Genomic DNA, 15,339 nt, shown 5'->3' with positions numbered 1-15,339 from the left:
TGTACTCAGACAGGTTGTTAGCCACCGACAATGCGATCGTCTGCTGATCCGGAAACATCAACCCCTACCCGGATCGTTACGGTAGAGAACTACCTCTGCTCGAAAGGATGATCGTGTCCACTCCGGACTCGTGGAGTACCTGCCCGTGCAAACGCACGGGAACCGCTGAACCGACCGGGAGAGCTACCCGGTGAACACGGCTCTGGGCCTGCTGGCCGTACTTCTGCTCACCCTCGCCACCGGCTATTTCGTCGCCCAGGAGTTCGCCTTCGTCGCGGCGGACCGCGGTGTACTGCGTGAGCAGGCCGACTCGGGCGACGTGGCCGCGGAACGGGCGCTGAAGGTGACAGGACGCCTGTCGTTCATGCTGTCGGGCGCGCAACTCGGCATCACCGTCACCGCGCTGCTCGTCGGTTTCATCGCCGAACCCGCCATCGCCACGGTCATCCGCCCCTGGCTGGAGGCCGCGGGAGTCCCATCGGGCGCCGTGCCCGGCATCGCCGTGGCGCTGGCCGTCGCGGTCGCCACCGTCATCCAGATGGTCCTCGGCGAGCTCGCCCCCAAGAACCTGGGCATCGCCCGTCCCGAGCCGGTGGCGAAGTTCCTCGCCCGCTCGACGTTGATCTACCTGCGGATCGCCGGACCGGTCATCCGGCTGTTCGACTCCGCCGCCACCGGCCTGTTGCGCCGGGTCGGCGTCGAGCCGGTGGAGGAGATCGAGCACGGCGCCAGCCCCGAGGAGCTGTCCCGGATCATCTCCGAGTCCGCCAGCACCGGCGACCTGCCGCCACGGCTGTCGGAGCTGCTTGAGCGCGCGCTGGAATTCGGCGACCGTACCGCCGAGGACGTCATGGTGCCGCGTCCCCGCGTGGTGCTGCTGAGGGAGGAGCGCCCGATCTCCGACCTGATCGACGCCGTCCGCAGGCACGGTCACTCCCGCTACCCGGTGCTCTGCGACCAGAACGGCGACGACGTGGTCGGCGTCACCGGCGTGCGCGAGCTGCTCAAGTCGGGGCTGAGCACCGGGACGCTGGAGAGGATCACCCGTCCCGCGCTCCTGGTGCCCACCTCCCTGCCGCTCCCCGTCGTGCTGGAGCGCATGCGCGCCGCCCGCGACGACCTGGCGTGCGTCATCGACGAGTACGGGGGCCTGGCCGGCGTGGTCACCGTCGAGGACCTCGCCGAGGAACTCGTCGGCGAGCTCGTCGACGAGAACGATCCGGAGCCCGCGGGGGTCGTCGCGGGTGAGGAGGGCACCTGGGACCTGCCGGGCACGCTCAGGCTGGACGAGATCGAGCGGGCCATCGGGCTGCAGCTTCCGGAGAGCGACGACTACGACACCGTCGCGGGCCTCGTGCTCGCCGTCCTCGGCCGGATGGCCGAGCCCGGTGACAGCGTGACCGTCACGCTGACCCTGCGGAACGACCCCCTGGAGAACGACGGCGCCGACGAGAAGGACGCGGTGCTCACCGTGCTGTCGGTGCACCGCAGGGTCCCCGAGTGGGTGCGGCTGTCGCTCGCCGTACCGCAAAAGGACGATCCCGAGGGGGACGCGACGCCGGGAACGGCGGGGAGAGAGGATGATCCGGCGATGACCGCGCCGCAGATGATCGAGCCTGTCCCGGAGACTTCCATGATCGAGCGGAGCGGGGTGAAGCGACGATGAGCACCACCGCCGCCCTGCTACTCGGTGTTGCCCTGCTGATCGGCAACGCCTTCTTCGTCGCCGCCGAGTTCGCGGTGATCTCAGCCCGCAGGCACCGTCTGGAGGAGCTCGCGGGCAAGGGCGGCCGGTTGACCCGGATCGCCGCCCGCGCCGCCGTGCGCGGCGGCAGGGAGCTCTCCCTGATGCTGGCCGGTGCGCAGCTGGGCATCACGCTCTGCTCGCTCGGGCTGGGCATGGTGACCGAGCCTGCCGTCGAGCACCTGCTGGAACCCGTCTTCGGCGCGGTCGGCGTGCCCGAGTCGCTACGGGTCCCCATCTCGCTGATGATCGCACTGGCGATCATCACCTTCCTGCACATGGTGGTCGGCGAGATGGCGCCCAAGTCGTGGGCGCTGACCCATCCCGAGATCGCCGCGATGGGTCTGGCCCTGCCGTTCCGCGGCTTCACCTGGACCGTCAGGCCGGTGCTCGCCTCGCTCAACGGCCTGACCAACGGGATCCTGAAGCTGTTCGGCGTGCATCCCAGGGACGAGCTGGCCACCACCAGGACCCCTGTCCAGCTGGCGATGCTGGTCGGTGAGTCGGGCCGGATGGGACTGCTCGACCGGGACGAGCACGACCTGCTCACCCGGGCCCTGCGAGTCCACCAGCAGCCGGTCGAACGGTTGATGCTGCCGCTGGCCAAGGCCACCTCGGTGCCCGGCGACGCGACGGGCACGCACATCCGCGAGGTGGCCGCGCGCGACGGGCACCTGCGCCTGCTGGTCACCTCCGGCCAGCCGCGCGACGTCCTGGGCGTGGTGCACGTCAGGGACATCCTCGTCCGGCCGGATGCCAGCCCCGCGGAGCTCGCCCGGCCGGTGCCCCGCCTGGACAAGGCCACCACGATCCCCGACGCCGTCTCCGCCCTCCAGGACGCCCACGCGCACCTGGGCCTCGTCACGGACGGCGGCGGCGAGGTGATCGGCATGGTGAGCCTCACGGACCTGCTCGGCGAGATCCTGGGCGTCCGGGTGCTCGCGACCCGCTAGTGCGGCGGCCGGGGCCCCTCACCGGCCTCCTGGGCACTCCGTGCCGAGGTCGTCTCCGAGGCGCCCCGCCGTCGCCCCCGGTGAACACCGGTGGGCGCCGGGGGTGCCGGTGGGCGCCGGTGGGCGCCGCACCTCCGGGACCCCCTCGTCCCGGATCGGCCCGCCGATCCATCGACTCGGCGGGCCGGGGGAGATCCTCCCCCTCGGCCCGTTTTCTCTGTCAGCGTAATAAGTCAACCGGCGAACCCATGCAAGTCATCCGAAAGCGATCAGCAAGCGTGGCCGGGTAGAACGGGAAGGCGTGCCGCACCACCCCAAAAACCACAAGACCCATACGCAAGCCCCGAGACTTCTCTATAACGGAGCAAGCGGCTACCTTGATCGATGATCGACTCGGTCCGCCACGAGACCTCATGGATGGCTCAGATGAATGCGCGGTTTCCCAGGAAACGACAAGACCCCGGTCGCGGTATCCGCGTAACCGGGGTCATGATCTTGTGGGCGAGGAGGGATTTGAACCCTCACGTCCTTTCGGACACACGGACCTGAACCGTGCGCGTCTGCCGTTCCGCCACCCGCCCTTGTTGGGTGCGGTCGAAACATTAGCACGTATCAGCCGGTACCCACGAACCCGGATACGATCCTCCTAGATGCGAAAGCGGAGCAGCTGGGTGCGAGAGAGCGAGGACCGAGCCAACGAGCCCCCAAGCGGCCGCGACCACATAGACGGAGGAGGGGAGGTACCCGGTGGGAGTCCTTCAGCGTTTCGAGCGGAGGCTCGAAGGCTTGGTTGAAGGGGCCTTTGCGCGGGCGTTCAAATCTGACCTTCAGCCGGTAGAGGTCGCCAGTGCGGTCCAACGAGAGATGGACGAGCGGGCGGCGATCGTCGCCCAGGGGCGCACTCTCGTGCCCAACGACTTCGTGGTCGAGCTGTCCACGACCGACAGCGAGCGACTGGAGGTCTACGCGGACAGCATCAGCCACGAGCTGGCCAACCTCGCCAGGGAGTACGCCAAGGAACAGGGATACTCCTTCGTGGGACCGGTCAGGGTCCGCTTCGAGACGGCAGACGACCTCGCGGTCGGTCTGTTCCGCATCCGCTCGGGCGTGATCCGTGGCGCGACGGTCGAGCAGGACGAGATCCGCCAGCCGGTGAGCGACGTGCCCACCGCCAAACCGCACGCGTTCGGAGGCCGCCCCCGCCTGCTGGTGTCCACCCAGGACGACCCGCAGGGCCAGCGGTCCTTCGACCTGACAACCCCGGTGACCCTGCTCGGCAGGGGCACCGACTGTGATCTACGGCTGGTCGACCCGGGTGTGTCCCGGCACCACGCCGAGCTACGGGTGGAGGGTCCCCAGGTCGCGCTCGTCGACCTCGGCTCCACGAACGGCACCTTCGTCAACGGCCAGCCGGTTCGCCGGGTCGAGCTCCAGAACGGCACTCGCGTGACGCTGGGGCGAACGACTCTGGTTTTCCGGCGCGATTAAAGGTAAATAGACGGTCCATGTCCGAGCTCACGCTGCTGCTGATCCGGCTCGCTTTCCTCGCGGTGCTGTGGTTCTTCGTGATTGCCGCGGTCGGCGTGATCCGGACGGACTTGTTCGGATCACGCACGGCCGCCGTCGTCCCCGCGCGCAAGGTTCCCAAGCCGGTGAAGCCCGCGGCCAAATCCAAGAAGGGGGAGCCACGGCAGATGGTCGTCACCGGTGGCCCCCTGCAAGGCACCACCATTACCCTCTCGGAGACGCCCATCACCATCGGCCGGGCGAACGACGCGACGCTGGTAGTCAGCGACGACTACGCCTCCAGTCGGCACGCCCGGCTCTTCCCCCAGGACGGTCAGTGGATCGTGGAAGATCTCGGCTCGACCAACGGCACTTATCTCGACCGCTCAAAAGTCACCCGTCCGACTCCGGTGCCGCTCGGTGTTCCGATCCGCATCGGTAAGACCGTCATCGAATTGCGCAAATGACCATCGCACTCCGTTACGCCGCCCGCTCTGACGTCGGCCTCCTCCGCGAAGGCAACGAGGACTCCGCCTACGCCAGCGGCCGCCTGCTCGCCGTCGCGGACGGCATGGGCGGCCACGCACACGGCGAGGTGGCCAGTTCGGTCGCCATCGCCGCGATGTCCTCACTCGACGTGGACGCCCAGGGAGGTGACCTGCTCAGCACCATCGAGGCAGCGGTACGCGACGCCAACCGCAAGCTGCACGAGATGGTGGGCCGTGATCCCAGCCTCAAGGGCATGGGCACCACCCTCACCGCCATGCTCTGGTCCGGGACGAGGGTCGCCCTGGTCCACGTCGGCGACTCCCGGGCCTACCTGCTGCGCGCGGGAGAGCTCTACCAGATCACGCACGACCACACGCTGGTGCAGTCGCTGGTGGACGACGGCCGGATCACCGCCGAGGAGGCCGCCACCCACCCACAGCGGTCGATCCTGCTCCGGGCGCTCGACGGCAGCGGTGAGGTCGACCCCGACCTGTCCCTGCGCGAGGCCCAGGTCGGCGACCGCTACCTGCTCTGCTCCGACGGCCTGTCCGGGGTGGTGAGCGCGGAGACCCTGCACCACACGCTCTCCACGATCGAGGACCCCGACGGGGTGGTCCGCACCCTCATCGACCTGGCCAACCGGGGCGGTGGTCCGGACAACATCACCTGCGTCCTGGCGGACGTGCTGGAGGTGGACGAGAGCTTCGCCCCGCGCACCGAGGCGGCCGTGGTCGGTGCCGCCGGCTCCGGCATGCCACGGTCACAGCCACCGGACACCCCGGCGGGACGTGCCAGCGCGGTCACCATGCCGCAACCGGTCATCGCCGACGACGATCCCGACGAGCCGATCATCAGGGCCACCGCCAGGCCGGCCAAACGTCGCCGGCTGTGGCCCCTTGTGGCCGCGGCGGGCGGTGTCATCGTCATCGGAAGCGGCCTAGGCTGGTACTTCGGCGGGCAATGGCTGGACGATCAATACTTCGTAGGGGCCAGAGGTAACGAAATCGTGGTTTTCCAAGGCGTGAAGACCAACCTCGGCCCCTTTGAGCTTTTCGAGGTCGCCAAGAGCACCGCAGAATCGATCACGACCCTTGGCGCGTTCCAGCAGGGCCAGGTCCGCGACGGCATCCCCGTCCCCACCGTCGAGGCGGGCCTGAAAAAGATCGAAGAGCTGAAGTCGTCCGCGGCCAAGCCCGACGACAAGGCCGCCGACAAGCCCGACGACAAGGCCGAGCCGACCACGTCGCCGAGTGCCACCGCGTCCTCCACGCCCCCCGTCCCCAGGGCCCCCGAACCCACAAGGTCACAGTGAACACATGAGCACCCCTAGCGCCGAGCCTGTCCCGCTTCCCGCCAAACGGCGGTTGGCCCAGCTGGCGATGCTCGCATTCGCGGTCGCCATCGTGATGCTGGCGTACGCCAATGTGGGGCTGGCGCTCGACAACCAGGTCCCCGCGGGCATGCTCACCTACGGCCTCGGCCTGGGCGGTCTCATGCTGGCCGCCTACCTGGTGCTGGCCAAGTTCGCGCCCTGGGCCGACCCGCTGATCCTGCCGCTGGTGACACTGATCAACGGCCTCGGGTTGGTGATCATCTATCGGCTTGAGGCGGCCGGCATGGACGGAGCCTCGGCCACCAACCAGCTTCTGTGGACCGCCGTCGGGGTCGTCATGTTCTCCGTGACGCTGATCGTGCTGCGCGACCACCGTGCGCTACAGCGCCTGACCTACACCGCGGGTGCTCTCGGCCTGGCCCTGCTGGTCTCGCCGCTGCTGCCGTTCCTCGGTCAGGAGATCAACGGCGCCCGCATCTGGATCGGCATCGCCGGCTTCAGCCTCCAGCCGGCGGAGTTCACCAAGCTCGCCCTGGTCGTCTTCTTCGCCGGTTACCTGGTCGCCAAGCGCGACGTGCTGGCCCTGGCCGGGCGGCGGCTGCTCTTCATCGACCTGCCCCGGGCCCGCGACCTCGGCCCGGTGCTCATCACCTGGGGCCTCAGCCTGGGCGTGCTGATCCTGCAGAAGGACCTCGGCTCCTCGCTGCTGATCTTCGGCACCTTCATCGCGATGCTCTACATCGCCACCCAGCGCACCTCGTGGGTGCTCATCGGCATCCTGCTCTTCGTCGGCGGGGCAGTGCTGGCGGGGCTCATCTTCGATCACGTCGCGGCCCGCTTCGAGGTCTTCCTCAACCCGGAGGACCCGGAGCTGTACGACCGCACGTTCGGCGGCAGCTACCAGCTCATGCAGGGCCTGTTCGGCATGGGCCAGGGCGGCGTTCTGGGCACCGGTCTCGGCCAGGGCCACCCCAACCTGATCCCGCTCTCCTTCTCCGACTTCATCTTCACCGCCGCGGGCGAGGAACTCGGCCTGACCGGGCTGATGGCCCTGCTGATGGTCTACGCCCTGCTGGTGGAGCGCGGCCTGCGCACCTCGATCGCGGCCCGCGAACCGTTCTCCAAGCTGCTGGCGGGCGGCCTGTCGTTCATCCTGGCATGGCAGGTCTTCATCATCGTCGGTGGCGTGACCAACCTGATCCCGCTGACCGGCCTGGTCACCCCGTTCATGTCCCAGGGCGGATCGGCGTTGCTGGCTAACTGGATCCTTATCGCGCTGCTGGTACGCATGTCGGATACGGCGAGGAAGCCTCCGCCCCAGGCCATCCAGGACGAAGGAATGACGCAGGTGTTCCAGCGATGAACGGTCCCCTCAAGCGCGCGGCCCTGGCCTGCCTGCTCATGTTCGGCCTGCTCATGATCAACGTGAACTACCTGCAGGCCGTGCGCGCGGAGGACCTGCGCGCCGACTCGCGCAACACCCGCAACTTCTACGCCCAGTACGAGGTCGAGCGCGGCCGGATCACCGCGGGCGACAAGGTCCTCGCCGAGTCCGTCGACACCGGCGACACCAAGTTCCGCTTCCAGCGGCGCTACCCCGAGGGCAAGCTCTACGCGCCCATCACCGGGTTCTTCGCACCCGAGAGCCAGCGCGACATCGAGCGGACGGAGAACCGCCTGCTCAACGGCACCAGCGCCGACCTGCTGATCCGGCGGAGCATCGACCTGTTCACCGCCAAGCGGAGCAAGGGCGCCAACGTCGACCTGACGATCAACCCCAGAGCGCAGGAGGCCGCCTACAAGGCGCTGGGCGCCAGCGGCAAGAAGGGCGCGCTGGTCGCGATCGAGCCGAAGACCGGGGCGATCCTCGCCATGGTCTCGATCCCCACCTACGACCCCAACCCGCTCTCCAAGCCCGACAAGGCCACCGTCAACGAGGCCTACAACAAGCTGGACAAGGACAAGGACAAGCCGCTGGTCAACCGGGCCATCGAGCGCACCTATCCGCCGGGCTCGACCTTCAAGGTGGTCACCATGGCGGCCTATCTGGAGAGCGACGACACCCTTGGCCCGGAGACCCAGGTCGACGCGCCGCAGGTGCTCGACCTGCCCAACACCACCGCCGACCTGCCCAACTACGGTGGCGCGGCCTGCGGTGCCGGGCGCGTGACGCTCTCGTTCGCGCTGGAGAAGTCCTGCAACACCCCGTTCGGCAAGATCGCCATGGAGCTCGGCTACGACGCGCTGCGCGACCAGGCCGCCAAGTTCGGCATCGGCGGCGAGCCGTTGTCGATCCCGCTGCCGGTCGCGGGGAGCGGGATCGGCCCCGAGGAGGACCTGGCGGCCCTCGCCCAGGCGTCGATCGGCCAGCGCAGCAACCAGATGACCCCGCTGCAGATGGCCATGGTCGCCGCCGGCATCGCCAACAACGGCGTGGTCATGAAGCCGTACCTGGTGAACAAGATCGCGGACGCCGAGGGCGGCGAGATCGAGACCGCCGACCCCGACGAGCTGGACACCGCGATGAGCGAGGACAACGCGCGCAAGCTCCAGGAGATGATGGTCAACGTCGTCAACAAGGGCACGGCGAGCGCGGCGCAGATTCCGGGCGTGACGGTCGCCGGCAAGACCGGCACCGCCGAGACCGCCAGGGGCCAGGCTCCCCACGCGTGGTTCATCTCCTTCGCTCCCGCCGAGGACCCCAAGGTCGCCGTCGCACTGATCGTCGAGTCCGGAAGCGCGGGTGACGACGCCTCAGGTGGCCACACCGCCGCCCCGATCGCCAAGAGCGTGATGGAAGCGGTGCTGGGTAGATGACCGCGTTGCTCGGGGGCCGATACCGCCCGCTGGGGCGTATCGCGTCGGGCGGCATGGGCGAGGTGTGGCGGGCCAGGGACGAGTTGCTCGGCCGCGAGGTCGCGGTGAAGCTGCTCCGTGCGCACGTGGCGGAGGATCCCGCCTTCCGGCAGCGCTTCCGCTCCGAGGCCCGCATCGCGGCCGGGCTGTCCGACCCGGGTATCGCGCAGGTCTTCGACTACGCCGAGAGCGACGGCGTCGCCTACCTGGTGATGGAGCTGGTGCCCGGCGAGTCCCTGGCCGGCATCCTGGCCAGGGACGGCGCGCTGAGCCCCAAGGTCACCCTCGACGTGGTCCATCAGACCGCCAGGGCCCTGCAGGCCGCGCACCGCGCGGGGGTCATCCACCGGGACATCAAGCCCGGCAACCTGCTGGTGACCGAGGCGGGCGTGATAAAGATCACAGACTTCGGCATCGCCAGGGTGCTGGAGGCCGCGCCGGTCACCCAGACGGGAGTCCTGCTCGGCACCGCCCAGTACGTCAGCCCCGAACAGGCGTCCGGCGAACCGCTGACGCCCGCCACCGACATCTACTCCCTCGGGGTGGTCGCCTACGAGTGCCTGGCCGGCCGGGCGCCGTTCCGCGCCGAGACGCAGGTGGCGATCGCTCTCATGCACATCGGCGAGCCCCCGCCGCCGCTCCCGGAGAGCATCCCACCCGCGGTCCGTGACCTGGTCATGGCGTGCCTGTCCAAGGACCCGCTGCGGCGCCCGGCCGGCGCCAGGGAGCTGTCGGAACGGGCGGACGTGCTGCTCGACGCGCTGGCCGCCACCGACGCCACCGGTCTTGGCATGCTCACCGACCCCTCGGGCTGGCGCGCCGAGCCCGCGACCGAGTGGCCGCAGGAGATCACCTCGGCCATGGCCGCACCCGTCGGCCCCGCCGCAGGTGCGGGCGCGGGTTCCGGGGCGGGCTCCGGGGCACACGCCGGTGCGGGCGGAGGTTCCGTGGAGGGCGCCGGCGGGGGTGCCGGGGCGGGCGGGACGCCCCCGGGTACCGGGCCTGCGCCTCATGGGCGCCGTCGCCCGCGCAGGAGAACAGTGATCGTCGCCGTGGTCGCGGCGTGCGCCGCCGCGGTCGGGTTGGGCTCTCTGGCGGCCTACGAGCTGACCGGCCGGCCGGGCGGCAGCGAGCCGGAGAAACCGGTCGTACCGTCGAGCCCGGCTATCGAATCGCCGACGGCCACGCCGAGCCGGAGCGCGTCTCCGGCGAGCAGACCACCTGTCTCGCCGACGAAGACGGTCCGCCCCTCGGTCACGCCGTCGGCTACGGTAAGCACATCGGCCACGCCCACCGCAAGGCCGAGTACGCCACCACCGCCCAGCCCCAGCCCCAGCCCGACGATTCCCACCCCGACGCCCACCACCCCGACGGTGACACCGAGCCCCACACCGAGTACGACTCCCGAACCCGGCGAGACAGACCAGCCGAATGGGGAGACGTGATGCGGCAACGGGTCGATGATGGACACCGGTGGCCCAAGAGCCCACCGGCACCCAAGATGAACGGTAAGGGACAGTGCAGGAAATGACTCAGCCCCGACGCCTCGGCGATCGCTACGAGCTTGACGGCGTCGTCGGGCGTGGCGGCATGGCCGAGGTCTATCGCGCCCGAGACATCCGGCTGGATCGGATCGTCGCCATCAAGACCCTCCGCGCGGACCTGGCCAGGGATCACATCTTCCAGGCGCGGTTCCGCCGGGAGGCTCAGTCCGCCGCGTCGCTGAACCACCCGTCCATCGTCGCGGTCTACGACACCGGCGAGGACGTCTCAGAGGGTGCTCCCGTTCCCTACATCGTGATGGAGTACGTCGACGGCCGCACGCTGCGCGACCTGCTCCGGGCCGACCGGCGGTTGCTGCCCGAGCGTGCCGCCGAACTGGTCGACGGGATCCTTCGGGCGCTGGACTACAGCCACCGTGGCGGCATCGTCCACCGGGACATCAAGCCGGCGAACATCATGATCACTCGCAACGGCGACGTCAAGGTCATGGACTTCGGCATCGCCCGCGCGATGGCCGACTCGGCCGCGACCATGACACAGACCGCCCAGGTGATCGGCACCGCCCAGTACCTCTCGCCGGAGCAGGCCAGGGGCGAGCGGGTCGACGCCCGCAGCGACCTCTACTCCACCGGTTGCGTGCTGTACGAGCTGCTGACCGGACAGCCCCCGTTCACCGGCGACTCGCCCGTCGCGATCGCCTACCAGCATGTGCGCGAGGAGCCGATCCCGCCGTCGCAGATCGACCCCGACATCCCCCAGTGGGCCGACGCCATCGTGCTCAAGGCGATGGCCAAGGACCCGGCGCACCGCTACCAGAGCGCCGGGGAGATGCGGGCCGACATCCAGCGGGCGATGTCCGGCATCCCGACGGACGCCCAGACCATGGCGCTGTCCAACAACTACGGCTCGGCCACCCGGACGATGCAGGCTCCCGGGCCCGGCGGCCCGGCCACCCAGCGCACCACCGCCGTCCCGGCGTACGAGTACGGCGAGGAGGGGGGCGGGCGCACCGGCGAGCGCGGCCGGCGCCGGCAGCAGAGCAGCAACACCGCGGTCAAGACCGCGGCGTGGATCCTCATCCCCCTGCTGGTCATCGGCGCCTTCGTCGGCGTGGGCTACATGTTCCTCAGCTCCCCCGGCACCCCCACCGCCTCGGGCAAGGTGAAGATCCCTCCGCTGGCCTCGCAGACCATGGAGGCGGCGACCAAGGCGCTGACGGACCTCGACCTGAAGGTGAAGACGGTCCAGGCGTTCGACGAGGAGATACCGAAGGGTTCGGTGATCGACACCGAACCGGCGGCCGACACCGAGGTGGACAAGAACACCGAGGTGACGCTCAAGGTCTCCAAGGGCATCGAGAAGGTCGAGGTGCCCTCCGTGCTCAACATGACCGTGGAGGACGCCAAGCAGACCCTTGAGGACGCCGGCTTCCAGGTCAGCCTGCAGAGCAAGCCCTCCAGCCGGAAGCAGGGCATCGTCTTCGAGACCCTGCCCGAGGCGGGCAAGAAGGCCAACAAGGGCAGCACCGTGCGAATCTACGTGCCCAAGGAGGCGGTGGAGGTCCCGAGTGTGGTCAACCTCACCGTCGGGGACGCCAAGAACATGCTCAAGGAGGCGGGCTTCAAGTGGAAGGTCGTCGAGCAGCCGAGTGACCTGCCCAAGGACACCGTGCTGAGCCAGTCTCCCGAGGCGGGCGGCAAGTACCAGCCGGGGACGACGATCACGCTGATCGTGTCGAGCGGGCAGGCGCCCCAGCCGACCGAGCAGCCGACCTACCCGTCCGACGAACCGACCATTCCCGACGAGCCGACGGACGACACGCCCACGCAGCCCGACGACGGCACCATCTTCGACGAGTCGCCGCCCGACGGGACCTGACCCGGAACACATGGCGAGCAGATGAGAAGGCCCCCGCGATCGCGGGGGCCTTCCTCGTTCCCCGTGACCTTCCGGCATCGCCTGTGCGAGAGCCCGGAAACGGGGAAGAGTCCTTCCGCCACTCGGGGGCGATGGCGGAAGGACTCTCACTGGTCAATCGCCCAGGAAGGGCGCCGCGTTACAACAATCTTTCCAGCCAGTTTCCGAGCAGCCGATGACCGTGTTGGGAGATCACCGACTCGGGGTGGAACTGCACACCCTCGACGGGGGCCGTACGGTGGCGCAGGCCCATGATCACGCCGTCACCGGTGGTCGCGGTCACCTCAAGGATCTCAGGAACCGTCTCGGGCAGGACGGCCAGTGAGTGGTAGCGCGTCATGGTCGTCGGCGACGGCAGGCCGGCGAAGACGCCGCGCCCGTCGTGCGTGATCTCACTGGTGCGGCCGTGCACCAGTTCGGGGGCTCGCGAGACGGTCGCGCCGTGGGCGATGGCGATGGCCTGGTGCCCCAGGCAGACGCCGAGTAGCGGGATGCCGTGGGCCTCGCAGTAGCCGACGAGCGGGACGCTCACGCCCGCGTTCTCCGGGGTGCCGGGACCGGGGCTGATCAGAACCCCGTCGAAGCCGGCGGCGTCCTCGACCCTGACCTGGTCACGCGGCCGCACGTCGCAGGTGGCGCCGAGCTCACGGAGGTACTGGACGATGGTGTGAACGAAGCTGTCGTGGTTGTCCACGACCAGGACGCGGCTCATCAGCCCACGCCGGTCGGGTCGAGGGAGATGCGGGGTTCGATCCAGGGGAACACGAAATACCAGAGTACGGCCGCGACCAGGGCGACCAGTACGGCGGCGGTGAACACCCTGACCGCGAGGTTTCCGGGAAGCAGCCGCCAGATCCAGCCGTACACGAGACTCCTTCTCCGGGTTGTCGGGGTTGGTCGCCGGGGCTATTCGGGGCGTCCGAGGCGGTCCTGGCTCTGGTCCAGCGCGCCGAAGACGACGAGCCGCTGGGCGGCCGAGTACTTCGGGTGGCAGGTGGACAGGGTGATCGTCGCCCTGGTGGGCGTCTTTCCCGGCTGGTCGGGGACCGGGGCGATGACGCCGAGCTCGGTGGGGTCGACGACGCGCCTGCCGGTGACCCGGTAGGTGTAGCGGGCCTCGCGGGCGTCGACCACGATGTGGTCGCCCCGCTGGAGCTCGTCGATGCGGCCGAAGGGAGCGGCATAGGTGGTCCGATGGCCCGAAAGAACGAAATTACCGATTTTTCCTGGCATGGCGGTTCCGGGGTAGTGCCCCGGTCCCATCCGCAGCCGGTCCTGGTCGACGCCCTCCACGACGGCGTACCGGTAGTCGTCGCCGAGCCTGGGAATCGACAGCAGCGCGACCGCCCCGCCCAGCCGGACCGGGCCGGGCCCGTGTCCCCGGCCGGCCTTCCCACCCTCGATGAGCTGCCTTTGCAACAGCACCTGCTGCTCCGCGGTGTAGGAGCCGGTGCCCCACAACAGGTAGGCGCAGAAGAGCAGGATGACCAGGCCGGCGGTGATGCTCAGATCGCCCATGACCCTCAACACGGCTCTCACGAAGGGCAAGGCTAGCGACGGGACACCCGCCCGACGGGAACGAATCACGGGTCCGGCAGAACATTTGCCGCAGTATGGTGCCTCACGGAATCGCCATGGCCCACCTGCGCGGACTATCCTTACACGGGACTTCACCCACCAGCGACTACGCTAATCGACATGGCCTGCGCACGGTCCGGATCGCGCAGGGTTGACGCAGGAGAAGAACCCCAGTGCCCAAGCCCAAGACTCGCAAGAAGCCGGTCTACACCCCGCCGCAGACCGCACAGCAGATCAAGATCAGCCCGCGCTGGCTGGCGCCGGTCATGGTGACCTGCTGGATCGTCGGCATCCTGTGGATCGCCGTCTACTACGTGGCGCCCACCGCGCCCGTTCTCGGCGCCCTCCAGAACTGGAACCTGCTGGTCGGGTTCGCCTTCATCATCCTCGGTGTGATCCTGTCCACCCGCTGGCGTTAGCCTTTTCCACAGGCATTATCCACACCCTGGGGAAGCATCAGGGTGTGGATCAACCGTAGATGCCGAGTTCGGCCTGGACGGCGAACGGCGGCAACGCCAGCACCAGCGCGACCAGAACGACCAGCATCGCCGCGCAACCTCCCCACTGGACGGCGCTGCGGCTCCTGGCCGGGGCGAAGGCGAACACCGCCGCGACCAGGGAGCCGGCGATCAGGCCACCGAGGTGTCCCTGCCAGCTGATGCCGGGGATCACGAAGGTGATCACAGCGTTGATGCCGATCAGCCAGAGCACACCCTGGACGTTGTAGCCGAGCTTCCTGCCGAGCACGAACAGCGCGCCGAACATGCCGTAGATCGCGCCCGAGGCACCGACCGCGGCGATGCCGAACAGGTAGACCGCGACGGACCCGCCGATCGCCGCGAGGAGATAGAGCGTCAGGAACCTGGCCGAGCCGAGGCGCCGCTCCAACTCGGGGCCGATGACGTAGAGAGCCCACATGTTGAACACGATGTGGGTCAGGGCCCAGCCGCCACCACCGAGCGGCATGTGCAGGAAGGCCCCGGTGATCAGGCGCCACCACTCACCGTCGTAGGCGACGGCGTAGGAGTTCATCGCGAAGTTGGCCAGCACCCAGTCGGTGCGCACGGTCTCGGCGAAGTAGGCCAGGACGTTGAGAACCAGCAGCGCCCAGGTGACCCGGGGCGTGACGACCGCCCGGCCGCCGAACACCGACTGCGCCTGCCGCATGCCCCTGTTGCCCTCCGCCACGCACTCGGGGCACTGGAAGCCCACCGCGGCCTCGCGCATGCAGTCGGGGCAGATGGGGCGCTCACAGCGCTGGCAGCGGACGTAGGTCTCACGCCCTGGATGCCGGTAGCAGTTGGGGACAACGGTGTCGGGGTCGCTGGACGGCTGGGTGGTCATGGTCTGTGGCTGGCCCCTTCGCGCGTTCTGTTATCCCCAGACTGCCAGCCTATTCACGATCCCGAGTGCCCGTACACACATAAACGGCGGCTGAGCGACGCCGGCCGGAAACGCGA

The 15,339-nt window shown here is 69.1% G+C and carries 14 protein-coding genes and 1 tRNA gene; 10 read left to right on the top strand and 5 right to left on the bottom strand.

The genetic code is table 11. From position 1 onward, the window contains the following. Positions 1-190 precede the first annotated feature (190 nt). Positions 191-1,666, top strand: coding sequence for a hemolysin family protein (locus ABT130_RS16765; protein ID WP_350913971.1), 1,476 nt, complete (start codon positions 191-193; stop codon positions 1,664-1,666). Then, a complete protein-coding gene (locus ABT130_RS16760; protein WP_350913969.1) occupies positions 1,663-2,697 on the top strand; it encodes a hemolysin family protein in 1,035 nt (344 codons plus the stop codon). The genes ABT130_RS16765 and ABT130_RS16760 overlap by 4 nt, the downstream gene beginning before the upstream one ends. Before the next feature lie 498 nt (positions 2,698-3,195). Here ABT130_RS16760 and ABT130_RS16755 read toward each other — a convergent pair. Continuing rightward, a tRNA-Leu gene (locus ABT130_RS16755) sits at positions 3,196-3,278 on the bottom strand. 166 nt (positions 3,279-3,444) lie between these two features. Between ABT130_RS16755 and ABT130_RS16750 the strand changes: the two genes are divergently transcribed. The 7 genes from ABT130_RS16750 (at position 3,445) to pknB (ending at position 12,262) form a co-directional block, all read left to right on the top strand. Beyond that, entirely contained in the window at positions 3,445-4,185 is a 741-nt protein-coding gene (locus tag ABT130_RS16750) for an FHA domain-containing protein (protein ID WP_350913967.1), read from the top strand. Positions 4,186-4,202: 17 nt separating this feature from the next. After that, positions 4,203-4,670 carry an FHA domain-containing protein FhaB/FipA gene (locus tag ABT130_RS16745; RefSeq protein ID WP_350913965.1) on the top strand — a complete coding sequence of 156 codons (468 nt, stop codon included), beginning with the start codon at positions 4,203-4,205 and terminating at the stop codon, positions 4,668-4,670. Beyond that, entirely contained in the window at positions 4,667-6,004 is a 1,338-nt protein-coding gene (locus ABT130_RS16740; RefSeq protein ID WP_350956318.1) for a PP2C family protein-serine/threonine phosphatase, read from the top strand. Before ABT130_RS16745 ends, ABT130_RS16740 begins: the two co-directional genes overlap by 4 nt. A 4-nt stretch (positions 6,005-6,008) precedes the next feature. Beyond that, a complete protein-coding gene (locus ABT130_RS16735) occupies positions 6,009-7,388 on the top strand; it encodes an FtsW/RodA/SpoVE family cell cycle protein (protein WP_350956316.1) in 1,380 nt (459 codons plus the stop codon). After that, positions 7,385-8,842 carry a peptidoglycan D,D-transpeptidase FtsI family protein gene (locus ABT130_RS16730; protein WP_350913959.1) on the top strand — a complete coding sequence of 486 codons (1,458 nt, stop codon included), beginning with the start codon at positions 7,385-7,387 and terminating at the stop codon, positions 8,840-8,842. Before ABT130_RS16735 ends, ABT130_RS16730 begins: the two co-directional genes overlap by 4 nt. Next, positions 8,839-10,326: a serine/threonine-protein kinase gene (locus tag ABT130_RS16725; protein WP_350956314.1), complete on the top strand. Its 1,488-nt coding sequence runs from the start codon at positions 8,839-8,841 to the stop codon at positions 10,324-10,326. The genes ABT130_RS16730 and ABT130_RS16725 overlap by 4 nt, the downstream gene beginning before the upstream one ends. 82 nt (positions 10,327-10,408) lie before the next feature. Next, positions 10,409-12,262, top strand: coding sequence for a Stk1 family PASTA domain-containing Ser/Thr kinase (gene pknB, locus ABT130_RS16720; RefSeq protein ID WP_350956312.1), 1,854 nt, complete (start codon positions 10,409-10,411; stop codon positions 12,260-12,262). A 178-nt stretch (positions 12,263-12,440) separates the two neighbouring features. Here the strand turns inward: pknB and ABT130_RS16715 are convergent, their stop codons facing one another. The 3 genes from ABT130_RS16715 to ABT130_RS16705 are packed head-to-tail and all read right to left on the bottom strand — an operon-like array spanning position 12,441 to position 13,840. Further along, positions 12,441-13,013 (bottom strand): anthranilate synthase component II, encoded by a 573-nt coding sequence (locus ABT130_RS16715; RefSeq protein ID WP_350956310.1) that lies wholly within the window; start codon positions 13,011-13,013, stop codon positions 12,441-12,443. After that, positions 13,013-13,168: a hypothetical protein gene (locus ABT130_RS16710; protein ID WP_350913951.1), complete on the bottom strand. Its 156-nt coding sequence runs from the start codon at positions 13,166-13,168 to the stop codon at positions 13,013-13,015. Before ABT130_RS16710 ends, ABT130_RS16715 begins: the two co-directional genes overlap by 1 nt. Positions 13,169-13,207: 39 nt before the next feature. Next, positions 13,208-13,840, bottom strand: a complete 633-nt coding sequence (locus tag ABT130_RS16705; RefSeq protein WP_350956308.1) for a class E sortase — start codon at positions 13,838-13,840, stop codon at positions 13,208-13,210. A gap of 212 nt (positions 13,841-14,052) precedes the next feature. Here ABT130_RS16705 and ABT130_RS16700 point away from each other — a divergent pair, with 212 nt between their 5' ends. Next, positions 14,053-14,298, top strand: a complete 246-nt coding sequence (locus ABT130_RS16700) for a cell division protein CrgA (RefSeq protein ID WP_350913948.1) — start codon at positions 14,053-14,055, stop codon at positions 14,296-14,298. 49 nt (positions 14,299-14,347) lie between these two features. On the opposite strand, the gene ABT130_RS16695 is transcribed toward ABT130_RS16700, so the two are convergent. After that, entirely contained in the window at positions 14,348-15,223 is an 876-nt protein-coding gene (locus ABT130_RS16695; protein ID WP_350956306.1) for a rhomboid family intramembrane serine protease, read from the bottom strand. Positions 15,224-15,339 lie beyond the last annotated feature (116 nt).

Source organism: Streptosporangium sp. NPDC001681 (assembly GCF_040298085.1).
Taxonomy (GTDB): domain Bacteria; phylum Actinomycetota; class Actinomycetes; order Streptosporangiales; family Streptosporangiaceae; genus Streptosporangium.
Note: the sequence above shows the minus strand (reverse complement) of the source record. Positions and strands in the feature narration are given on the sequence as shown.